Consider the following 21,751-nt stretch of genomic DNA (forward strand, 5'->3'; position numbering starts at 1 on the left):
GATGAAAAAGTCATGATAGTTAGGCGAAAGGGGTAGGGGCGGAGGGCTTCATCCGTTCTTCTGGGCATAGAGAAATTCGCTGACGGCCGAGCTTCGCAAGAGGAGCCAACCGGCCGCGCCGGAAAAGACGAGCTGAAACAGAATGACCCCGTATACCCAGCCCGGAACTCCCTGGGCGGTGGAAGCGGAGGCCAGAAGCGAGATTCCCTGAAGAATGCCCATGAACAGACCGAAGACGAACAGATACCGCACCCAGACAACCCCGGCGAACAAGGCGATGGACAGGGCCATTTGAATAACGAATGTGAACACATTGTGATTTCCGATCAACGACAGGATGGCGAACAGCATGTTTATCCCGGCGATAACGATCACGATGATGCGGCCCATGCGGAACTCCTTAGCCTGCCGTTCCAGGTAGCGCTGATATTCGGCTTCCCGTTCCTGCTCGGAAATGCCGTCGAATCGCCCGAAGGCCGGTTGTACATCCTGGCGGGGGAGCGGGAGGTCGGCGGAGAGGTCGTTCAGCCGGCGGGCGAGCTCCCCCATGCCGCTCAGTTGCTCCACGTTAACCGTGTCCAGCCGTTCGACGATGGCGGCCTTGGCTTCCGCATCGGCCTGAATCCGGCTGCGGTATTCCTTGACTACCTCGCCGATCCGGCCGGGAGACGCCTTCATTCGCTTGATGTCTTCGATGGAGAAGAACAGCCTGCGCAGCTCGGCGATCGTCTTCAGTTCGGAGACATCGGTTTCCGAGTATTCCCGATATTCGCGGCCGTTTTTTCGGGTGGTCTGCGGAGACAGCAAGCTTTCCTCCACATAAAAACGGACGGTCCGTTCGGTTAAGCCGGTCAACTCGCATACCTGCTTGATCTTCATCGCACTCACCTTTCCAAGGAAAATTTGCTCATTATCACGTTCATCTGGCCTTACTCTACACTCTTACGTAGGGGAAGTGTCAAGAAAATCCCGGCAATAAGGCGGAAAACACTCTATTGCTTTTTATAACGTTATATCGTAATATTACGATATATTGATGTAAGGAAAAGAGGTCCGCCATGAACGAGAATTCCTTCAAAGCGTACTTTTCCACCGCCGAGCTGCTGAAAGCCTTGGGTCATCCGGTCCGGCTGTGCATCGTGCGGGGGCTGCTGCAAAAAGACCAATGCAACGTAACCTATATGCAAGAATGCTTGAACTTGCCTCAATCCACGGTCTCCCAGCATCTGCAAAAGCTGCGGACCGCCGGGATCGTCCAGGCGGAGCGAAACGGTCTCGAAATTAACTACACCATTGCCGACGAACGGGTGAAGCAAGTGGTCGCCCTGTTGCTGCCGGAAGAGGAGGGCTTCTAAATGAGTAAAAAAGTGCTGATTGTCGGGGGAGTGGCGGGAGGAGCTTCCGCCGCCGCACGTTTGCGCCGTCTGGATGAACATGCGGAGATCGTTTTGTTCGAACGGGATTCGTATATCTCGTTTGCCAATTGCGGTCTGCCTTATTATATCGGCGATTCGATCAAGGACCGCTCCAAGCTGCTCGTGCAGACTCCGGAAGCGATGCGCCAGCGCTTCGGCCTCGATGTGCGCATCGAGAGCGAAGTGACGGCGATTCACCCGGAATCCAAGACGGTCACCGTCCGCAGCCGGGAGCGGGGAGAATACACGGAGAGCTATGATGCCCTCATCTTGTCGCCTGGCGCGAAGCCGCTCCGTCCGCCGATGCCCGGAATCGATTCGCCGCGCATCTATGCCCTGCGCAACATTCCGGACACCGACCGGATCAAGCAAAAGGTCCGGGAGGAAGCCACCCGGTCGGCCGTGGTGATCGGAGGCGGTTTCATCGGCGTAGAGATGGCCGAGAACCTGCGCGAGCTTGGCCTCGAGGTTACGCTTGTGGAAGGCGGCCCGCAAATTCTCGCCCCCTTCGATCCGGAGATGGCCGGAGCGCTGACCGAGGAGCTGGAGGAGCACGGCGTGCGGGTGCTGCTGGAGCAGAAGGTAACCGGTTTTCGGGATACGCCGGCCGGCCGGACCGACGTCCTGCTGGAAACGGGAGAGGCGCTGAACACGGACCTGGTTCTGCTCGCCATCGGCGTCAAGCCGGACACGGATTTCCTGAAGGACAGCGGCCTCGTTCTGGGTCCCCGCGGCCATATCCTGGTCGACGACCGGCTCAAGACCAACCTGGATGAGGTCTACGCGGTGGGAGATGCGGTCGAAATCGTCGATTACGTCAGCGGAACCAAGACGGCCATCCCGCTCGCCGGTCCGGCCAACAAGCAGGGACGGATCGCCGCCGACAACGTATGCGGCCTGGACACGGCTTACCGCGGCGCTCTCGGGACTTCGATCCTCAAGGTCTTCTCGCTGACCGGCGCTTCCACGGGCTTGAACGAGAAGACGCTGAATCGGCTCGGTCTTCCGTACCGCGTCAGCGTCGTTCACCCGAATTCGCATGCGTCTTATTATCCCGGCGCCTTCCCGCTGACGCTGAAGCTGCTCTTCGCTCCGGACGGCCGGGTGCTTGGAGCTCAGGCGGTCGGCCGCAAAGGGGTGGATAAGCGGATCGACGATATCGCGACGGTCCTGCATTTCCGCGGCACGGTCGAAGACCTCACCGAGCTGGAGTTGGCGTATGCGCCGCCGTTCTCCTCCGCCAAGGACCCCGTCAACATGGCGGGCTACACGGCGGAGAACATTCGCAGCGGCCGGACATCGGTCTTCCTGCCGCGCGAGCTGGACGGACGCGACACCGGGGCTTCGCTGCTCATCGACGTCCGCTCCGCACTGGAGCATGCCAACGGATGCATCCCGGGTTCGCTTAACGTGCCGGTGGATGAGCTGCGCGACCGCTTGGGCGAGCTGGACCCGGCCAAGGAAATCTGGGTTTACTGCCAGGTCGGGCTGCGCGGCTACACCGCCGCCCGCATCCTGGAGCAGCGGGGCTTCCGCGTCCGCAACCTTACGGGCGGCTACAAGTATTACGCCATGGCCCAGTATCGGCCGAAGCTGAGCAAGCCGGAGCCGGCCGAGCGCGAAGCAACTGCGGTTGCCGCTGCGGCTGCGTCGCAGACGATCGCGAGCGGCGTGCGGGAAACCGCGGCGGTCCGCGACCCGCAGCCTATGCCGGCCTCGAACCGTCCGTCCTCGGATCGGACCGGAGAGTCGGACGGCCCGAGTCGGCCGCAGCCAGACGCCGAGCTGGACGCTTGCGGGCTCTGCTGCCCGGGACCGCTCGTGCAGCTGAAACGGGGGATGGACCGGCTGCAGGATGGTCAAGTGCTGCGGGTCACGGCGACGGACCCGGGTTTCCTGAAGGATGTGGGAGCTTGGGCGGATATGGCCCGGCAGGAGCTGATTCAAGTGAGCAAGAACGACGACGGCGTGATTGAGGCTGTCCTGCGGAAGCGCGCGAGCGCGCCTGCCTTTGCCGAGGGATCGTCCCCCGCCTGCGCGGACTCGGCCTCCACTGTACCGGCCGTTTCGGCCGACGGCAGCACCCTGGTCGTCTTCAGCGGCGATCTGGACAAAGCGATCGCTTCCTTTATTATCGCGAACGGAGCTGCGGCGAGCGGTAAGAAGGTGACGCTGTTCTTCACCTTCTGGGGCCTCAACATCCTCCGTAAGCCGGAGGCGGTCGCCGTCCGCAAGTCCTTCGTCGGCCGGATGTTCGGCCGGATGATGCCGCGCGGCAGCCGGAAGCTGGGCTTGTCCCGCATGAACATGCTTGGCATGGGACCGAAGATGATCCGCGGCGTAATGAAGAGCCGGAACGTCGCCTCGCTGGAGGAGCTGATGGCGACCGCCGTCCGCCAAGGCGTCGAGCTTGTCGCCTGCCAGATGTCGATGGACGTGATGGGGATTGCCATGGAGGAGCTGATCGACGGGGTAACGGTAGCCGGAGTCGGCTATTACCTCGGCAAGGCGGACCGCTCGTCGGTGAATTTGTTCGTCTAAACCGGACTCTTTCCGATGCGGAAGAATGTGGTAAAATGGGGATGGAAGTCCGTCAACCGAAAAGAAGTGGACGGATTCCCGGGGAATCGTATATCACAGCTTTGAACGAAGGCTCGATAAGGGGACGACGATATGAGGCTTCATGGCATTTGCCTGATTACGGTGAACGTTCCGGCGCTTACGGAATTCTACCGTTCCATTTTGCACGCTGAATCCGAGGGGGACGAAACCTCCGTCTGCCTTCGGCTGCCGAACGGCGGCTCGCTGGACATCTGTTCCGCAAATGGAGTAGAAAGCCTGGCTCCGGGCAGTACGGAGGGAATCGGGCATGGCGGCTTCTCGCTCGATATCGAAGTGGAGGACGTCGACGCGGAATACGAACGCATCCGGGAGAAAGTTCGGATAGTAAAGCTGCCCGAGACGTACCCGTGGGGGAGACGCTCGATGTGGTTCCGCGATCCGGACGGAAATTTGGTTAACTTCTTTCAGACTTTATCCAGGTAATCCCAAAGGAATGACTTCCATCTGCGCAGGCGTTACTAAAAAGTTCAATCTATATAGTAGCACCCTTAAGAAGACGGGGAATGCCGAGAGACATTTTCCGCTTTTCTGGGGGTGTTTTTATTATCGCTTTCTTGGGGAGATGGAGTGTGTAGGAAGGGACTGATTTCGATGTATGAAAGGATGGTCAATGGCTGATTTCAAAATGAGTCTTCGTATGCAGAATTTGGCGAGGATAAATATCCTGATCCGCCATTTGATTATTGTCCTGATCCAATAACTTGATTGGAGTTGCTCCCGGTTGGATTGATTTTAGAAACAATCCGGTTTCGCCGTAATCGGACAGGCTCGTTAATACTTCATCTTCGGAAACGGACCCATTTGGTTTCGAATAAACCAGATAATTTCCATCAGGGGTCAACATCGGGTAGAACAAATACTCCCCGAGAGAGACGAGCCGCTTGGTGTCTGAATGGTATTGGTACGCCTCATGATTAATCGTTAAAAAAATGGAGTTGTTGTCGTGCCACTGGGAGATATAGAAGGAACAGTCTCGTTCGGATAAATCCTTCCCGATTCTCACATGATCGATGATGGCGTTATTATCCAAGTCATAGATAAGGAGATATTTCACATGTTCCGCATCTTCTCCTTGATAAGCCATTTTACTATGGTCGGGAGAATAAACCATTCGGAATAAACTTCCCTTAACTTGGTCATTCAAATCCAATTGTAATTTGGAGAAGGAACCATCCCTATTTTGATGGGAAAATTTTTGTTTATCCGCGTTATAGGAAAGGGGAGGTGCGAACTCCTTCCTGTGAAACTTCATGATCTCGCTCTCCGTCAGTTTTTTTCGATCTGCAAGATCATAGTAGAAAGGGGTCACCGTTGGTTCCGTTCCCTTTAGGCCATAAAACACAATACTGGCGTCATGGTTTACTTCTTGTGGATACAGCGAGCTTACCCAGGACTCGGAAATCACTTTTTTGTTAAATTCGATAGCAGATACGATGGTTTCTTTGCCCTGAAGCGCATCGCTTAAATTGAGGAAGAAGTGCTCGTCTGCAGAAGTGGTGAACCAAAGCCAATCCGAAAATTTATCATGGGGCACTGCAGATGGGTTTCGCATTAGCGGCCTGCAACCCGAAGCGAATAGGGCGATGCACAGCAGAAAAACAAATACACATGTCCTTTTTTTCACATTTTTCACCCCGTTTCTAGGATTGCCAGAACCAAAACTTGCGTTGCTGCAAACAATCGAGTGTCGTGGGGGGCTTGGAGGAATCCTCTCTTGTGGGCTTGAATGGCTGTGCCGGATGGTTTTGGATAACCGTATAGGGGCGGGCACGCTTACTGTATCATATTCATTGCTGGATAAAAAGGCGGTTGTCGTGCAATGGATAGGCAAATCATGGTAGGCTATATCCATCGAGCAAGCATACTCATTTTATGACAGGGATGTAAGAGAGATGAGAGATTCAATGAGGCCGTATGCGCTGACGGTCGCCGAGCGAGATGCTGCGCTGGCTGAACTGTCCTCGGAACAGCAAGGGTTCCTGATTAATCGGCTCGTACGGAGCAGACGTACCCTGTTCGCCAATGTATTGGCCGAACGGAAGGGCTATCATTTGCCTGATGCTGCATCGCCGGAAGAAATCGAGGTTCTCCTGGAGGATTGGACCTACTCCGGTTTCATCGACGCCGGGAGGGTCTCGGTGGACCTGAGATGCGAGTGTGGCCGGCCCTTGCGGTATCAACATCAAGTCCAGCATAAAAGCTCGGGGGAGATCCGGAAGTTCGGGATTGAACATCTGAAGGAGCATTTGGCAATCGACGCAGAGGCGGTATCGGCCATCCAGAAAGGATTCCAAGCCATTGATTATGAACAGGACGAAATTCTGATCAAGCAAGGGCTCGGGTGGCAGCCAGACCCCGATCTTCTCTCTCTATATCCGCTTCCACCAGATGTTCAGGAGCAGCTGGATTTGCGATTGCCGTTATTGGAGCGCCAGATGGTTCGGCTTCGGGCTCAGCTTCAGCGGACTCGGCGGCCATCCCTTCGGAAACCGCAATCGCAGCCGACTCCTCTGCCTGCATGGGAGCAGCCCATCGTCCAACCGTCGTTATTTGAAACGGTGGAGTACGAGCAGCGGCCGGAATTGGAGCAAGATGACATCGGTCCTGTTCTGCTCCATCTACCTGGGTCATTGGCTGATGCCGCTGTTCAGCACCTCTTGCGCGGAGTTCGGAGCGCACGGGTGCTGTGCGAACTACTCATCAAGGATCATGGAGGGGCTTCCAACCGTTATCGCACCGGCAAGCCCACTCTGTATTACAGTGTCTGCCGATTTGTTGAATCTCTCCCGGGGGCGGAACTTTTAGAAAGCAGGGTAGAGGACCGGTTGTACACTTATGAAAAGAACCGGTGAATCCTGAGCCCGTCCATACGGAAGAAAGCGGTGGTTGACGCATCGCACGGGCAGATTTTCCGCATCCGCTGAATTACTCTTATCTGTTCCGGACAACGGATGGCGGTCGTCAATGGGCTCCGCTGCCGGTGGAGCTCCCGCATTCGGCCGATTCGAATCGGTGAGCGGATAACCAAAGATCATCCACGCAACGAAAAGAAAGCGGCGGCACGAATCATTTACGATTCGTGCCGCCGTTTTTAGTTGCCGAAGCAGCACCGAGCTGCCTCTTACCCCCGCGCCGTCCGCTTCAACACGCGCGCCCCGTACCGGGCAAGCTCCAGCTTGCCGGAGAGGGCTTCGCCCGTCTCCGCGTCCCGGTAGTCGGCATCGTCCAACCTGACCTCGGCTTCGCGGCCGGAGAAGTTCAGCACGAACACGAAGTCGTGCTCGCCGTCGCTGCGGAGCTGGGCGGTCACGCCCTCCGGCAGCACCGTGTCCAGTACCGGCCGGATGCCGGCTTCGCGGATCAGCTTGCCGTAGAAGGCAAGGTAGAACGCCGGATCGCTGACGCGGGCGGCCAGGTAGTAGGCTTGGCCTTCGCCGCGGCGGTTGACCGTGAGCGCGGGCATCCCGGCGTAGAAGTCGTCGCCGTAGACGCCGAGCGCCTCGGCTCCCTCCAGATGAATCCGCTCGCACAGCTCGCGGATTTCATACTCTCCGGCAAGGGCGTTCGCTGCCGCTGCCGAGTTGCCGTTGTCCCTTCCGCCATTGCCGCCATTTCCACCGCTATCGCTTGCCGCCTCCGCGCTCGCCGCCACGATCAGCCGGTTGCGCTCGTGGTCGTACAGACCGTCGATCTCCTCCGCCCAAATGCCGAGCGTCTCGCGCAGCGGCCCGGGGAACCCGCCGAGGTGGCAGAGATCGTGCTCGTCGACAATGCCGGTCCAGTAGGTGGCGACGAGCGTACCGCCCTCCTGCACGAACCGGTCGAGGGCCGCGCCGGTTTCCTGGCGGAGCAGATAAGCCATCGGCAGGATGAGCAGCTTGTAGCCGGAGAGATCGTCGTTCGAGCCGACGATGTCGGTCGGAATGCCCAACTGCCACAGTGCTTCATACTGCTGGAGCACCGTCTGCTCGTAATGCAATCCGCCGTTGCGGGGGCCTTGGGCGTCGTTGACCGCCCAGCGGTTGTCCCAGTCGCAGAGGATCGCCGTCTCGACGCGCGGCATGGTACCGGCGAGCTCGGGCAGCGCGGCGAGCGTCTCGCCCAGCTCAGCCACGTCGCGGAAGACGCGGGTGTGCTCATGCCCGGCGTGGTCGACGACGGCGCCGTGGAACTTCTCGCTGGAGCCGCGACTCTTGCGCCACTGGAAGTACATCACCGAGTCCGAGCCGTGGGCGACCGCCTGCAGCGAGGACAGCCGGTGCATGCCGGGCTTCTTCAGCTTGCTGATCGGCTGCCAGTTGGTCAGGCTGGGCGTGCTCTCCATCAGGAGGAACGGCTTTTGCTTCAGAGAGCGGAACAGGTCGTGGTTGAACGCGAACCAGGTGGCCACGTTCTTTTCGTCTTCGGCCGCATGCCAGGTCGGATAAGCGTCCCAGGAGATCACATCGACGGCTTCGGCGAACACCCGGTAATCCAGATCGTAGAACCAATCCATGAAGTTTGCGGTACAGGGCAGCTCCGGGTTTGCCGCCTTCAAGAATTTCGCTTCGTGGAGATAGAAATCGACCGTCTGCGCCGTCACGAACCGCCGCCAGTCGAGATTCTGGCCGTGCACCATGTTCTCGCCGTGCGGGGCAGGGGATTCCACCTGCGACCAAGAGGTGTACGCATGGCTCCAAAAGGAGGTCCACCAGGCCTTGTTCAAGGCCTCCAGGCTGCCGTATTGGCCCTTCAGCCAAGTCCGGAACGCGTCTTGGCAGAGGTCGCAATGGCACTCTCCGCCGAATTCGTTGGAGATGTGCCAGCCGAGCACCGCCGGATGGTTCGCGTAGCGTTCGGCGAGCCGGGTATTCATCGCCTGCACCTTGGCACGGTAGACCGGCGAGGTATAGCAGTGGTTGTGGCGCATGCCGTGCAGGTTGCGCACGCGGTTCGCGCCGACCCGCAGCACTTCGGGATACTGCTCGGACATCCAGGCGGGTCGGGCTCCGCTCGGAGTCGCCAGCCAAGCGAAGATGCCGTTCGCGGCGAGCCGGTCCAGCAGCTCGTCCATCCAGTCGAAGGTGAAGACGCCTTCCTCCGGTTCGAGCGCGGACCACGCGAAGATGCCGACGGACACGGCGTTGACGCCGGCCAGCTTCATCAGGCGGATGTCCTCGGCAAGGATGTCGGGGCGGTCGAGCCACTGGTCGGGGTTATAATCGCCGCCGTGGAGCAGGGCGGGCAGCTTGGGGCTAATCGGCGGATGTTTGGCGGTCATGGGGGAACACTCCTTTTGTCGGATGTGGCATAAGGGAAGAAGTCCGAATGGAGAACGGGTGACGCGATGGCATGGCTAGACGGATGATTAGGGTAGACGCTACATCCGGCTACATCCGGCCAACGAAGGCCTTGACACCTGACACAAGCGAGGAGGAGACCGGGTCTCCTCCTCGCCGTTTTTTAGCGCAACCTTGCGCCGTCCATCGCTTTACTTGCTTTGCTTGGCCAGGAAGTCGTTGATTTGGCTCTGCACTTCCGCAATGATCTTGTCAATGCCGGCGGCTTTGACTTGCTTTTGCAGATCGGCCAGGCCCTTGTCGACGTCCTGGATCGAGCCGTATTCCAGCGGGATGCCGTAGCGCAGCATGACGTTGCTGACGTTGGCGACCTCGGTCTTGACCTTGCTGTTGTCGAAGACGAAGGTTTCGAGCGCGTAGTGGTAGATCTGGCCGTTCCACTTGTCCGTCAGCGCCGTGCCTTCGGCCGGGAAGGAGGCATCGTCGCGGTTCAGCGGCGAGTTGAAGCCCCAGTTGGAGAAGCCGGTGTAGTTGCTCGTCTTTTCCGTCGAGTTGTACTTGTCGTCGCCGACCGGCTCGTAGTTCGTGCCGGCGATGCCGTACATCACCAGATCGTGAAGCTCCTTGTCGTTCTGCAGGAGATCCAGCGCCATGAGGGCCCGTTCGGCATTCTTCGAGGTGGCGTGAATGGCGACGCCGTTCTGGGTGGAGATGGCCTGCGTCTTCTTCTTATCCGGCGTAACGTCGGCGAGAGCGACCTCGTACGGCGATTGGTTGCGTCGCATTTCGGTCATGATCGATCCGAGCGTACCCAGGTTATGCGTGATGGAAGCGGTCTTGCCTTCCTTGAAATCCTGCTGGTGGTCGTTCTTGTTGTTCAGCACGTTCTTCGACCAGACGTTGTGGTCGGCCAGGTCCTTGTAATAGAGCGCGAGCTGCTTGAACTCAGGCGTTTCATAGACGTTGAAGACGGTGCCCTTCGGATCGTCGAGGCGGAACGCGATCGGCAGGTCCAGATCGAACGTATGCCATTCGAACTGCTGCTTCATCAGCACGCGGTCGAGGTTGTGGAATTTCCAGTCGCCCGTTTCCGGCGTGAAGGGAATGACGCCTTTTTCCTTTTCGGCAATGGTCTTCAAATAAGTAGCGTACGCTTCCGGGCTGTTGATCTCCGGCAGGTTGTACTTTTTGCGCAGGTCCTCGCGGTAGAGGATCAGCTTCTCGACCGATTCTCCCCGGTTCTGGGGCACCATGTACAGCTTGCCGTTGACCTTGGCCTGGTCCCAGTTCACCTGCGGCATGGCCTTGAAGGTTTCGGGCATGTAAGTCTTGAGCATGTCGTCGGTGAGTTCCTTGAAGCCGCCCTTCAGCGCCTGGTCGTTATAACCGGCCCAGTTGGCCGCATAGATCATATCGAAGTTTTCGTTCGCCGCCAGCTTGAGCGGGTATTTCTGCGCCCAATCGGACCAGTCGAGGAACTCGCCGTCGATCGTCGCATTGATCTTCTCCGACAGCTTCTTGTTGATCTGGCCGAAGACGGCGTCGTAATCGACCGGCTTGGGTCCGACGAAGATCATCTTCAGCGTGACGGCCTTGGAGGTATCGACCGTCCCGGCCGCACTGGCCGACGGAGCGGCCGATTGGCTGCCGGAAGCGGCCGGTGCGCTGGCCGACGGTTCCGCCGTCTTGCCGCTGCTGCAAGCCCCGAGCGCGGTGGTCAGCATCAGGACAGAAGCGAGTGAAATCAACTTGCTCTTTTTCCCCATTGGAAAATCCCCCTATTTGGTGTGATGAACGGTTCTATGACAATCCGGTTGATAACCGGGATCATCCTTTGACGGCACCGATGGTAAGGCCGGTGACAAAGTACTTCTGAACGAACGGATAAGCGATGATGATGGGTCCGCAGGCGACGATGGTCATCGCCATTTTCAGGCTCTCGGTGGGAAGCGCCGTCGTGACGACTGCGCCCGAGCCCATCATGGCCTTGCGCATGCCGTCCATGTTGCCGAGCATTTTGTAAAGGTAATACTGCAGCGGCATCAGGTTGTCGTTCGAGACGAACAGGAGCGCATTGTACCAGTCGTTCCAGTAGGCGAGGGCGAGCAAGAGCCCGATCGTCGCCAGCGCCGGTTTGGCCAGCGGCAGGATCAGTTGGCGGTAGATGCGGAAGTCGCCGGCGCCGTCAATCTTGGCGGATTCGGTGATCGCTTCCGGGATGCCGTTCATGAACGACTTCAACACGATGATGTAGAAGACGTTCAAGAGCAGCGGCAGGATCAGCACCGTCAGCGTATCCTTCAGGTGCAGGTAGTTGGTCATCATCAGGTACCAGGGCACGAGACCGCCGCTGAACAGCGTCGTGAAGAAGAAGTAGAACGAGAAGCCGTTGCGCCACTTGAAGTCCTTGCGGGTGAGGCAGTAGGCGGTCATCGAGTTCAGGAACAGCCCAAGTGCCGTGCCGATTGCCGTTACGGCGATGGTCACGATATAGGCATGGACGATCTGGTCCGGATACTTGAACAGAATCCGGTAAGCTTCGATGCTGAATTCGGAGGGGAAGAACTGAAACCCCTTCAGGACAATGGCGCTCTCCTTGGTAAACGACGACGAGATGATCAGGATGAAGGGCAGGACGCAGGCCACGGCGAGGAAGATCAGCAGCACGTAGCCGATCGCCGAGAACAAGGTGCGGTCCCAGTTGCGGGATAGCCGGGGACGGATGCTCTCCATCCGGATTTCGGGTGAGCTCATGGGGGAGCCTCCTCTCTTAATAAAGTGCCCGGTCGGGATCGTATTTACGAACGGCGTAGTTGACGACCGTGATGGTCACAAAGCCCAGCAGCGATTGATAGAACCCGGCCGCCGCCGACATGCCGATGTCGTTCGTGGTGAGCAGGGAGCGGAACACGTAGGTGTCGATGACGTCGGTCGCGGAGAACAGCACCCCGTTGTTGCCGACCATGTTGTAGAACATCCCGAAATCTCCGCGGAAAATGTTGCCGACGGCGAGCAGCATCAGGATGATCATCGTCGGATACAGGCAGGGCAGCGTGATCTTGCGCACCCGCTGGAAGATGTTCGCCCCGTCGATCTCGGCCGCTTCGTACATCTCGGTATCGATGCCGGTGATGGCGGCGAGGTACATGATCGTGCCGTAGCCGAGCGATTTCCAGGCGGCGACGACGATCAGAATGACCGGCCAGTATTTCGGCGAGTTGTAGACATCCACGGGGTCCATGCCAAAGCTTCTCAGCATGGAGTTGATCGTGCCGATGTCGAAGTTCAGCAGGTTGTAAGCGATGGCGCCTACCACAACCCAGGAGATAAAATAAGGCAGGAACAGCGCCGACTGGGTGATCTTGCGGAACCATTTGCCTCCCACCTCGAATAGGAAGATGGCGGCGACGATCTGCAGCGTGTTGTTGATCACGATGAAGGCGATGTTATACAGCGCGGTATTGCGCGTTACCCTCCAGCCGTCGCCCGATTCGAAGAAGAATCGGAAGTTGGCAAGTCCGTTCCAGGGGCTGTGGAAGATTCCGCCTCCGTAGTCGTAGCGTTTGAACGCGAGGATGATGCCGCCCATCGGCAGGTAGGCAAGCACCAGGTAGAACAGAACGGCCGGCGCCAGCATGAGAAGCAGGGTCCGGTATTTGCGCAGGTCATTCCAAAAACGGTTCATGGTCGTCTCTCCTCTCTCGTGTCTCTCTGATGTTCATTATAAAAAGGAGAGAAGCGGATTTTAATTCAGGGAAACAACGAAAACCTATACTTATTCTTGGTTGTTGAAAGCGGTTGCCGTAAGGCCGGTCGGAAGCGAAGACGAAAAACAGCCCGGACCGGAAAGTCGGGCTGCGAAAAGGCTGTCATCCTTCCGAAAGGCCGCTGAACCATGAAACGGAGGGGGCGAATCGTCCTCTCCTTCAGACCCGGTGCTTTTTGCGGTAATCTCCAGGTGACATCTGCATCGTTTCCTTGAACTGCCGGTTAAAATAAATGATGTTCTTGTAGCCGATCCGCTCGGCGATTTCATAGATTTTGAGCGACGGATCGAGCAAGAGCTCGCAGGCGCGCTTCATCCGCAACTGGATCAGGTAATCGCTGAACAGCGTGCCGGTTTCCTGCTTGAACAGCTGGCCGAGGTAATTCGGCGTGAAATTGAAGTGGGCGGCGACCTCGTTCAGCGTGACCTTGCCGTTCAGCCGCTCCTCGACGTAGCCGGTGATGTTGTCGATCAGCTTGCGCTTCTGCCGCTGCTTCTTCAGGTAGAGCAGCTCCGACAGCTCGAAGAAACGGCGGCGCAGCCAGGACACGATGTCCTGCATGGTCTCGAATTGGAACAGCACGGAGGAATGCGCCTGGTCCCAGCCCAGGATCTCGTAGAGGTTCTCGTTCATTTGCAGCAGGTCGGCGTGCAGCTTCGACGTGATGCGGATGATAAGATCGTACAGGTCGCTCTTGCTGGCGAGCGGACTGGCTCCGCCGAACAGCTCCTGCAGGCAGTCGTCGACTACCACCAGGTCGTAGTCCAGCATCGCCTGCAGCATTTGATCGACCTTGTCTTCCAGGTTGGGCGACATGCAGGTCTTCGGCGACCATTCGGACGCATCCTCGATGATCCGGTTCTTGCCGAGAATCCATTTGATGCTGAGGGCGGCGAGCGCTTGGCGGAAGGAATCCTGAAGTTGGCCGAGACCCGATGCATGCATGCCGATTCCGATGGTGAGCGTGTATCCGAATTCGCCATGGAATTCGTCGATCAGCGGCTGCAGCCGGGAAGGCAGCTGCTCCTTGGCGAGACCCGATAACAGCACGAAGCGGCAGTCGTGGTCGGGGAGCAGGGTGCCGAGCCGGCGCCCGGCGCTGAAATCCCGCAGCCAGCGGTCCATGGCCCGCTTCCGCTCGCGGCGGTCCTCCTCGACGAGCTCCTTCATCCGCCAGGACACGTCGTCGATCTCGATGACGGCCGCCGTCGCGCCGCCGGCCAGCAGCGGATCGAGCAGGTCGCGTATGAGCGGCTCCGTCTGTCCGGAGGCATCGCTTCGGAGCCAGCGCAGGAGCAGCTCCTGGTGCACGAGGGACAGCTTGTCCGACAGGAGCCGATGCTGCTCCAGCTCTCCGAGGATCCGGACGATCAGCTCGTCCAGCTTGGCGTTCAGCTCGCCGTCGTCCACCGGCTTCAGCAGGTACCCGTAGGCGCTCATCTCAATCGCCTCGCGCGCGTATGCGAAGTCCTGGTGGCCGCTGATGAACACGACGGCGAGGCCTGGCAGGAGCTCCTTGGCCCGGCGGGCGAATTCCATGCCGGTCATGATCGGCATGCGGATATCGGAGAGCAGGATGTCGATTTTTTGCTGCTCCATCAGCTTGAGGGCGGCAAAGCCGCTGGTGGCGGTAAAAACCTTGTCTTCCTTGAGGCGCGGATGAGCCGCTACCCGGCGGCGCAGCCATTCCAGGTCGATCGGCTCGTCGTCGACGAGCAGCACGGAAAGCTCTTCCATGCAGGGTTCACTCCATTCGTAGTCTATCTGGATGCGGGTGATAGAAGAGGGCTCTACGGCTTCTCGGCCGGCAGGAGCAGGCGGACCGCCGTCCCCGCCCCGTACAGGCTGCGGATGGCGATGCCGTAATCGGGCCCGTAGCGGAGCTTGATCCGCTCCTCGACGTTCTTCAGCCCGTAGCCTCCCGCCTGCGCGGCCTCCGATTGCAGGCTGTGCAGGGTCTCCGGCCGCATGCCGACGCCGTTGTCGATGATGCCGAGCTCGATTCCGCGCTCGGTCAGCCGGCCCCAAATGCGTATGGAGATGGTCTCGCCGAACCAGGCGTGCTTGAAGATGTTCTCGACGAAGGGCTGGAGGATCAGCTTGAGCACCGGATAGGGCTTGATCTCGTCGGCGATGTCGAAGGCGACGGAGAAGGCGTCGGCGTATTTGACCCGCTGGATGTCCAGATAGGCCGCCACCTGCTCGACCTCCTGCTCCACCGTGATGATGCTGTGCCCCTCGCTCAGGGTCAGCCGGTAAAAGCGGGAGAGCGCTTGCACCATCTGCGTAACCTTCTGCGCTTCGCCTAGGTTCGCCAGGCTGCCGATCGCCGACAGGGTGTTATAGAGAAAATGCGGGCTGATTTGCGCCTGAAGCGCGTCCAGCTCGGCTTGTTTCTTTTGCAGGCCCTGCACGTAGACGTCGTTGATCAGCTGCTCGATATCGGCGGCCATCTGGTTGAAGGAATGGGCGATCTGCACAAACTCGTCGTTGCCGCTGATGGCGATCCGCTTGTACAGGCTGCCGTCCTTGAAGGAGCGGACCTGCTTGACGATCCGCTTCATTCGCATACCGGACAAGCGGGCGACGACCAGCCCGATGGAGGCCATGACGGCGAAGCTGGCGAGGCAGATCAGCCCGATCAGCCGCTGCAGCCGCCCCGCTCCTTTGTTCAGGTAGGCATGGGGAATCTGGGCTTCGATGACGTAGCCCAGGTCGGAGACCTCCTCCTTGATGCTGAGGAAGGAGCCGTTCGGACTGGCGGTCGCCGTCCCCTTCTCGTAGAGAGTCTCTCCGGTATTCCCGTCGACCAGCCGAATGCTGAACCCTTGGTCGAACGGAGCGTTCTCGTCGCTGCCGAGCAGCTCGTCCAGCCGGACCGTGGCCCGCAGATAGCCGATGGGACTCGAGCCGCCGTTGTAGGACACCAGCTTGCGGAAGTGGGACAGGTTTCCGAGCGCCGGGTCCATCTCGATCTGGTGCCAGGGGGTTCCTCCGTCGTCGGCGTCGAGCCGCCGGAACCAGTCGGAATTCTCGATCTCGCCAGCCATCAGGACATAGTAATCGCTCTTGGTGATCGGCGCGGTCATGCTGTCGCCGGTAACCTCCAGAAACTGATCGTTGGTGACGTAGAGCGCGAGCCGGATATGGTTCACATACAGCACGAGCGGGGCCTTCAGCTCGGGAATGATGTTGTCGCGGATATTGAGCATCGTCTCCAGCTGGTTGCCTTTAAGCACGATGGCATTCTGGAACGACAGGCTGCTGAACAAGGTGTCCGACATGCGCTGGATTTCGTCCATCTTGTAAGCCATGTTGGTGCGGATCTGGCTGACCAGGGTGCGGATGCTGGACTCCGCCAGCTCGGTTCGGGACTTGACGAGCATGGAATAGGAGATGGAGCCGATCAGCGCGTCGGTCAGCAGCACGAGCACGAGGTAGGGAATCATGATCTTGTACGAAAAGGGAATAAACAGCCTGCGGGTTCGAAGCCGTTTGCGCATGGCGGCCTCCTGTGAGCGTTTGCGGATTGGTCTTTCTACTATAGCAGAATTTCTTCGGCTGCGGTCAAGGGAGCCATTTCCTGTGGGGGCAAAGGCAAAAAACCGCTGTCCCTCTGGCGGAAAGAGAAACGTTTCGGTAGAATAAAAGACGGCAATCTTACATCATAGGTCAACTTGCGGAGGGTAAATGGGAAAGCTTAAGGAATGGACAAAAAATTGGAAGCTGGTGCTGCTGCTCGCGCTTCCGTCGGTCATCTCGTTCGCCACGCAGACGGTATCCGGGACGGCCAGCCTGATCATGGTCGGCAAGCTGGGCGCGGTCGTCATCGCCATCGTCGGCCTGGCCAACGTCATCATCTATAACGCCTGGGCGCTGTTCTCCGGCCTCGGCCATACGGTGAATTACCTGGTCTCGCAAAATTACGGCGAAGGCGACATGAAAAAAGGCGTCGAGCGCACCTTCATTGCGGTCGGTATCTCAGCAGCGATGGGGCTATTGGTCTTCGTGCTCGGATACTTCTCCGGCGATCTCATTCGCTTGATGGGGGGCTCGGCGGAGATGTCGCAGCAGGGAGCGGGGTATCTGCGCATCCGCTTCTTCGCGCTCGCCTTCGGCATCGTCACGTCGGTCATCTACGGGTTCTTCCGGGCGATCGGCGACACCCGCACGCCGATGCTGATCGCCATCTTCGCCAATGCTGTGATGATCGGCGTCACCTACGCGCTCATCTTCGGCAAGCTGGGCTTCGGCGAATACGGGCTCGCCGGAGCGGGCTACGGCGTGCTGGTCAGCGAGGTAAGCGGCTTCCTGGCGGCGGGCATCCTGCTCGTCTGGAAGCTGCGCACGCGGTTCCGGTCCGCCGTCGCCGTTCCGCGCGACGGGCGCGAGGCGAAGCTGATGGCGAAGGAGGCGGGCAAGCTCGGCTTCATGGAATTCTCCATGAGCGCGGCCATGCTGATCTTCACCATGGTGGTGGTCCGGCTCGGCGAGACGGCCCTCGCCGCCAACGAGATCGCCTTGAACGTCATGGCCTTCGGCTTCATGCCGGCGATCGGCTTCGGCTCGACCGCGACCATTCTGGTCGGCCAGGAGATCGGCAAGGGCAACCCCAAGCTGGCGCGGCGGTACGGGACCGACTCGGCCGTGCTCGGCTCGCTGTTCATCCTGCTCCTCGGCACGGTCGAGGTCGTCTTCGCCAAGCAGATCGGCCGCTTCTATTCGCCCGAGGATCGGGAGGTGGCGCTGCTCGCCGCCCACCTGATCCAAATCTCCGCCTACCTGCAGCTGTTCGACGGCTGGTTCAACCTGTTCGCCGGCGGCCTGCGCGGGGTGGGCGACACCTCCTTCCTGATGAAGGCGGGCCTTGTCACCGGCTGGCTGCTGTTCGTGCCCATGGCGTACGGGTTCACCATTTGGCTGGGTTGGGGAAGCTACGGAGCCTGGATCTCCCTCTATCTCTACCTGCTGATCCTGGGTACGGTGCTCCTCGTCCGCTATTATCGGACGCCATGGTCCGAGGTTCGGCTCGTCCGGGCCAACTAAGCGCAGGACGGATCGGAGCCTATCCGGTCGGCCGAGAGGCCGGGCGGAGGGGCTCCTTTTTTGCGGTGTGCGGAGTCGAAGCGGGCGGTTCTGAGGCGGCGCATAGCCTCAGGCGGAGATAGACAGGATACGGAGGAAACCGAATGGGGCAAAAGCCCAAAGGAGGAAATGAACGTGTCCAACGCACGGAGTTCCGCTCCGGCTCCTTCATCCGGCGGCAGCCATCGATCCGGGCTGGGGAAGTTGCCTGAGCAGACAGAAGCTGCGCCGGCTCTCGCCCGCTTTCTGTTCGATCGCTTGAAGGAGGCCGGCGTCACCGAAGTCTTCGGGGTTCCGGGGGATTACAATTTCACGCTGCTGGACGAGCTGGAGCGCTGTGAGGGCATCGCCTTCGTAGGCGGGCGCAACGAGCTGAACGCCGGCTATGCCGCCGATGCGTACGCCCGGATTCGAGGGCTTTCGGCGCTCATCACCACCTTCGGCGTGGGCGAGATGAGCGCCGTGAACGCCATAGCCGGCGCGAGCAGCGAGCAGGTGCCGATCGTGCACATCGTCGGCGCCCCGCCGGCCGCCGCGAAGCAGGAGAAGAAGCGGATGCATCACACGCTGATGGACGGCAACTATGACGTGTTCCGCCGGGTCTATGAACCGCTCGCGGCCTATACCGCCTGGCTGACGCCGGAGAACGCGGCGGTGGAGATTCCCGCTGCGCTCCGGATCGCCCTGGAGCAGCGGCAGCCGGTGTACCTCGCGGTCTGCCATGATCTGGCGGACCGCCCGATCCAGCCGCGCGGGCAGGTTGCACCCGCCGCACCCGCATCGCCCCCGGCCGCTTTGCAGGCTGCCGTCGAGCACGCGCGGCATCTCATGGACCCGGCGGCAGGGGAGACCGTGCTGCTTGCCGACGCCGGAACGGACCGCTTCCGGCTGCAGGAGCCGGTCCGGCGGCTCGCGGAAACGCTCGGGCTCCCCGTCGCTGCCAGCGTCCTCGGCAAAGGAGCCTTCGACGAGAGCCACCCCCAATTCATCGGCATCTACGCCGGAGCATTCGGTTCTCCGGTGACGGCGGAGCGGGTCGAGAGGGCGGGGTGCGTCGTCGCGGTCGGCCCGGTCTGGGCCGATACGAACCTGGCCCATTTCACGGCGAAGCTCGACCCGGCCCGGGTGATCGAGGTGCATCCGACTTGCGCCAAGGTAGCCGAAGCGGAGTTTCCCGGCGTACGGGCGGAGGAGTTTTTGACCGCACTTGCCGGAAGCGTCCGCTCCCAGCCCCCGGCTGCCTTGTCCACTGACGCCTCGGCTGCCTTCCCTCCCGAGGCCCCGCCGGCCTTGTCTCCCGAGGCCCCGCCGGCCTTGTCTCCCGAGGCCCCGCCGGCCAGGCCGGCCGAAGACCCGCGGGAGATCGCGGCCGAGGGCTCCGAACCGGGCGGAGAACCGGCAGAGGGAGCCCACCCTCAGGCTCCGCTTACCGCCGGCCAGTATTACCCGCGCCTGCAAAGGCTGCTGCGGGAGGGAGATATCCTCGTCGTCGAGACGGGAAGCTTCTTCTACGGCATGTCCCAGCTCCGTCTTCCGCGCGGGGCGACGTATATCGCCGAAGGCGGCTGGCAGGCGATCGGCTACGCCACTCCCGCCGCCTTCGGCGCTTGCGTGGCCGCGCCCGAGCGCCGGGTGCTGCTGTTCACCGGCGACGGCTCGCTGCAGCTCACGGTGCAGGAAATCAGCTCGATGCTTGCGTACGGCTGCCGCCCGATTCTGTTCGTGCTGAACAATGCCAGCTACACCATCGAGAATTATTTGAATGTGAACGTGAGCGATGCCCGCTACAACCGGGTGCCGGTGTGGTCCTACACCCGGCTGCCGGAAGCCTTTGGCGGCGACGCATTCGTCGCCCGGGCCACCACTGCCGGCGAGCTGGACGAAGCCATCCGGGAGGCGGAACGGGAGTGCTCGCACCGGTTGTGCCTGCTCGAGCTTGTAGTTAACGATCCGCTGGACGCCCCCGATTACATGCGGAAGCTGCGGAGCTACTTGGAGGAACGCAAGCGCCAAGGCTTCTCTTCTTGAGGATTTGCGGTTGGTATCGCTTTGCCGGTTCGACCCCTGGGGAGGAGTCCTTGTGTCGCGAAGGGGAGCGGTGAAGACCTTCCAAGCTGCCGCGCCGGGAAGATTGGGGTGACGCTCTCTCCCCGGGGGTGGTATACTTTGGAATATTATTGTAGACGACCGGGAGGGATGAGCCATCGAACGCATTGCGGTAATCTCGGATCTGCACGGCAACGTGCCCGCCTTGGAAGCGGTGCTCGCCGACATCGGCAGGCGGGGAATCTCGCGAATCTTCTGCCTGGGCGATCTGGTCGGGAAGGGGCCGGATTCCGACCGCACCGTCGATCTCGTGCGGGCGAGCTGCGAACGGACGGTCTGCGGGAACTGGGATGACTTCGTCTCCCGGACGAGCGAAGCCCCTACGGTGCTCTGGCACCGTGCCGTGCTCGGGGAGGAGCGGCTCGCTTACCTGCGGACCCTGCCATTCCTGATCGAGTTCTTCATGAGCGGGCGGCTGATCCGGCTGTTCCATGCCTCTCCGCGCAGCTTCAACGAGCGAATCCAGCCGTGGGATTCGCTGGACAGACGCCTGTCGCTGCTGGAAGCTTCGCCTTACGGCGAGCTTTCCGCCGTCTCGAACGTGGCGGGGTACGGGGATATTCATCAGGCTTATCTCCAACAGCTGCCGGGTGGCGGCACCTTGTTCAACACGGGCAGCGTCGGCAATCCCCTGGACCAAACCAAGGCTTCCTACGTGATTGCGGAAGGCGACTACGGGAGCGAAGAACCCGCTCCGTTCGGGCTGCAATTCGTCCGCGTTCCGTATGACATCGAAGAAGCCGTGCGGCTGGCCGAGGAATCGGGCATGCCCTCGCTCGAGCCGTATGTCCGGGAACTTCGAACCGCCCGATACCGGGGACTGCCCCCAGCGCCGGAGCCGAAGGGAGAGGCCCTTTCTTGAAGCCCACGACGCTCTATCTGATTCGCCATGCCCGTTCCGATACGTCCGTTCGGGAGGAAGAACGGCGGCCACTCACGGAAGACGGGCTTGAGGCGGCCCGGCAGCTGGCGGCCGCGATGACGGCGCTTCCGATCGTTGCCGTTTATTCGAGCCCTTACCGCCGTACCGTGGAGACGGTGCAGGGGCTCGCCGCGGCCAAGGGCTTGCCCCTGCAGCTCGACGAGCGGCTGTGCGAACGCCGGGTCGGCTCTTGGGTGGAGGACTTCCGGGCGTTTGCCCGCAGCCAATGGGAGGACTTCGCCTATAAGCTCGAGGGAGGCGAATGCCTGCACGAGGTTCAACAGCGGAACCTGGAGGCTCTCGCCGACATCCGGCGCCGCCATTGTGGTGAGACGGTCGCCGTCGGCACGCACGGCACCGCGCTCTCTGCGGTCCTTCATCATTACGATCCGGGCTTCGGTTATGAGGGCTTTAGCCGCATGGCCGACCGGATGCCCTACGTCCTGCGGTTGGAATTCGAAGGAGAGGCGCTGCTTCGCATCGAGGAGACCGAGCGCCTGTCGGGCTGACCGAAGACCACCGCCGAAAGACCCCGTGAACCTGCAACCAAGTGCC

The 21,751-nt window shown here is 60.3% G+C and carries 16 protein-coding genes and 2 pseudogenes; 8 read left to right on the top strand and 10 right to left on the bottom strand.

Translation table 11 applies throughout. The features are described 5' to 3' along the window. Window positions 1-48: 48 nt before the first annotated feature. Window positions 49-879 carry a MerR family transcriptional regulator gene (locus tag ACSEXS_RS05395; RefSeq protein ID WP_438432141.1) on the bottom strand — a complete coding sequence of 277 codons (831 nt, stop codon included), beginning with the start codon at window positions 877-879 and terminating at the stop codon, window positions 49-51. A gap of 179 nt (window positions 880-1,058) precedes the next feature. Here ACSEXS_RS05395 and ACSEXS_RS05400 point away from each other — a divergent pair, with 179 nt between their 5' ends. The 3 genes from ACSEXS_RS05400 (at window position 1,059) to ACSEXS_RS05410 (ending at window position 4,460) form a co-directional block, all read left to right on the top strand. Next, window positions 1,059-1,355 (top strand): ArsR/SmtB family transcription factor, encoded by a 297-nt coding sequence (locus ACSEXS_RS05400; protein WP_438432142.1) that lies wholly within the window; start codon window positions 1,059-1,061, stop codon window positions 1,353-1,355. After that, complete coding sequence (locus ACSEXS_RS05405; RefSeq protein WP_438432143.1) at window positions 1,356-3,956, top strand: FAD-dependent oxidoreductase; 2,601 nt, start codon at window positions 1,356-1,358, stop codon at window positions 3,954-3,956. 132 nt (window positions 3,957-4,088) lie between these two features. Then, on the top strand, window positions 4,089-4,460 hold the full coding sequence (locus ACSEXS_RS05410) for a VOC family protein (protein ID WP_438432144.1): 372 nt from the start codon (window positions 4,089-4,091) through the stop codon (window positions 4,458-4,460). Window positions 4,461-4,644: 184 nt separating this feature from the next. Here ACSEXS_RS05410 and ACSEXS_RS05415 read toward each other — a convergent pair whose 3' ends face one another. Further along, on the bottom strand, window positions 4,645-5,889 hold the full coding sequence (locus ACSEXS_RS05415; RefSeq protein WP_438432145.1) for a hypothetical protein: 1,245 nt from the start codon (window positions 5,887-5,889) through the stop codon (window positions 4,645-4,647). A gap of 40 nt (window positions 5,890-5,929) precedes the next feature. On the opposite strand from ACSEXS_RS05415, the gene ACSEXS_RS05420 reads away from it, so the two are divergent. Further along, a complete protein-coding gene (locus ACSEXS_RS05420) occupies window positions 5,930-6,889 on the top strand; it encodes a DUF3895 domain-containing protein (RefSeq protein WP_438432146.1) in 960 nt (319 codons plus the stop codon). Window positions 6,890-7,158: 269 nt separating this feature from the next. Here ACSEXS_RS05420 and ACSEXS_RS05425 read toward each other — a convergent pair whose 3' ends face one another. From ACSEXS_RS05425 to ACSEXS_RS05460, 8 genes and pseudogenes are all read right to left on the bottom strand, one after another. Further along, the gene (locus ACSEXS_RS05425; protein WP_438432147.1) at window positions 7,159-9,297 is read right to left on the bottom strand and encodes a beta-galactosidase; all 2,139 of its coding nucleotides are present in this window, start codon (window positions 9,295-9,297) and stop codon (window positions 7,159-7,161) included. A gap of 210 nt (window positions 9,298-9,507) precedes the next feature. After that, window positions 9,508-11,082, bottom strand: a complete 1,575-nt coding sequence (locus ACSEXS_RS05430; RefSeq protein WP_438432148.1) for an ABC transporter substrate-binding protein — start codon at window positions 11,080-11,082, stop codon at window positions 9,508-9,510. 61 nt (window positions 11,083-11,143) lie between these two features. Beyond that, a complete protein-coding gene (locus tag ACSEXS_RS05435; RefSeq protein WP_438433092.1) occupies window positions 11,144-12,049 on the bottom strand; it encodes a carbohydrate ABC transporter permease in 906 nt (301 codons plus the stop codon). 37 nt (window positions 12,050-12,086) lie between these two features. Next, complete coding sequence (locus ACSEXS_RS05440; RefSeq protein WP_438432149.1) at window positions 12,087-13,001, bottom strand: ABC transporter permease; 915 nt, start codon at window positions 12,999-13,001, stop codon at window positions 12,087-12,089. Between the two features lie 241 nt (window positions 13,002-13,242). After that, window positions 13,243-13,899: a helix-turn-helix domain-containing protein gene (locus ACSEXS_RS05445; protein ID WP_438433093.1), complete on the bottom strand. Its 657-nt coding sequence runs from the start codon at window positions 13,897-13,899 to the stop codon at window positions 13,243-13,245. A 75-nt stretch (window positions 13,900-13,974) separates the two neighbouring features. Further along, a pseudogene (locus tag ACSEXS_RS05450) lies at window positions 13,975-14,373 on the bottom strand (hypothetical protein); the annotation flags it as partial. A 102-nt stretch (window positions 14,374-14,475) separates the two neighbouring features. Next, window positions 14,476-14,820: pseudogene (locus ACSEXS_RS05455) on the bottom strand (response regulator); the annotation flags it as partial. 53 nt (window positions 14,821-14,873) lie between these two features. Then, window positions 14,874-16,586, bottom strand: coding sequence for a cache domain-containing sensor histidine kinase (locus ACSEXS_RS05460; RefSeq protein WP_438432150.1), 1,713 nt, complete (start codon window positions 16,584-16,586; stop codon window positions 14,874-14,876). Window positions 16,587-16,773: 187 nt separating this feature from the next. On the opposite strand from ACSEXS_RS05460, the gene ACSEXS_RS05465 reads away from it, so the two are divergent. The 4 genes from ACSEXS_RS05465 (at window position 16,774) to ACSEXS_RS05480 (ending at window position 21,705) form a co-directional block, all read left to right on the top strand. Further along, on the top strand, window positions 16,774-18,129 hold the full coding sequence (locus ACSEXS_RS05465; RefSeq protein ID WP_438432151.1) for an MATE family efflux transporter: 1,356 nt from the start codon (window positions 16,774-16,776) through the stop codon (window positions 18,127-18,129). A 234-nt stretch (window positions 18,130-18,363) separates the two neighbouring features. Next, on the top strand, window positions 18,364-20,196 hold the full coding sequence (locus ACSEXS_RS05470; RefSeq protein WP_438433094.1) for an alpha-keto acid decarboxylase family protein: 1,833 nt from the start codon (window positions 18,364-18,366) through the stop codon (window positions 20,194-20,196). Window positions 20,197-20,371: 175 nt separating this feature from the next. Then, the gene (locus tag ACSEXS_RS05475; protein WP_438433095.1) at window positions 20,372-21,136 is read left to right on the top strand and encodes a metallophosphoesterase family protein; all 765 of its coding nucleotides are present in this window, start codon (window positions 20,372-20,374) and stop codon (window positions 21,134-21,136) included. Beyond that, a complete protein-coding gene (locus ACSEXS_RS05480; RefSeq protein WP_438432152.1) occupies window positions 21,133-21,705 on the top strand; it encodes a histidine phosphatase family protein in 573 nt (190 codons plus the stop codon). Before ACSEXS_RS05475 ends, ACSEXS_RS05480 begins: the two co-directional genes overlap by 4 nt. The last annotated feature ends 46 nt before the right edge of the window (window positions 21,706-21,751 follow it).

It is taken from the genome of Gorillibacterium terrae, assembly GCF_051594785.1.
Taxonomy (GTDB): Bacteria; Bacillota; Bacilli; order Paenibacillales; family NBRC-103111; genus Gorillibacterium.

Coding starts and splice junctions, on each gene's coding strand:
- ACSEXS_RS05395 (WP_438432141.1), bottom strand. CDS start 879: ATGAAGATCAAGCAGGTATGCGAGTTGACCGGCTTAACCGAACGGACC.
- ACSEXS_RS05400 (WP_438432142.1), top strand. CDS start 1,059: ATGAACGAGAATTCCTTCAAAGCGTACTTTTCCACCGCCGAGCTGCTG.
- ACSEXS_RS05405 (WP_438432143.1), top strand. CDS start 1,356: ATGAGTAAAAAAGTGCTGATTGTCGGGGGAGTGGCGGGAGGAGCTTCC.
- ACSEXS_RS05410 (WP_438432144.1), top strand. CDS start 4,089: ATGAGGCTTCATGGCATTTGCCTGATTACGGTGAACGTTCCGGCGCTT.
- ACSEXS_RS05415 (WP_438432145.1), bottom strand. CDS start 5,889: ATGGATATAGCCTACCATGATTTGCCTATCCATTGCACGACAACCGCC.
- ACSEXS_RS05420 (WP_438432146.1), top strand. CDS start 5,930: ATGAGAGATTCAATGAGGCCGTATGCGCTGACGGTCGCCGAGCGAGAT.
- ACSEXS_RS05425 (WP_438432147.1), bottom strand. CDS start 9,297: ATGACCGCCAAACATCCGCCGATTAGCCCCAAGCTGCCCGCCCTGCTC.
- ACSEXS_RS05430 (WP_438432148.1), bottom strand. CDS start 11,082: ATGGGGAAAAAGAGCAAGTTGATTTCACTCGCTTCTGTCCTGATGCTG.
- ACSEXS_RS05435 (WP_438433092.1), bottom strand. CDS start 12,049: ATGGAGAGCATCCGTCCCCGGCTATCCCGCAACTGGGACCGCACCTTG.
- ACSEXS_RS05440 (WP_438432149.1), bottom strand. CDS start 13,001: ATGAACCGTTTTTGGAATGACCTGCGCAAATACCGGACCCTGCTTCTC.
- ACSEXS_RS05445 (WP_438433093.1), bottom strand. CDS start 13,899: ATGTCGCCCAACCTGGAAGACAAGGTCGATCAAATGCTGCAGGCGATG.
- ACSEXS_RS05460 (WP_438432150.1), bottom strand. CDS start 16,586: ATGCGCAAACGGCTTCGAACCCGCAGGCTGTTTATTCCCTTTTCGTAC.
- ACSEXS_RS05465 (WP_438432151.1), top strand. CDS start 16,774: ATGGGAAAGCTTAAGGAATGGACAAAAAATTGGAAGCTGGTGCTGCTG.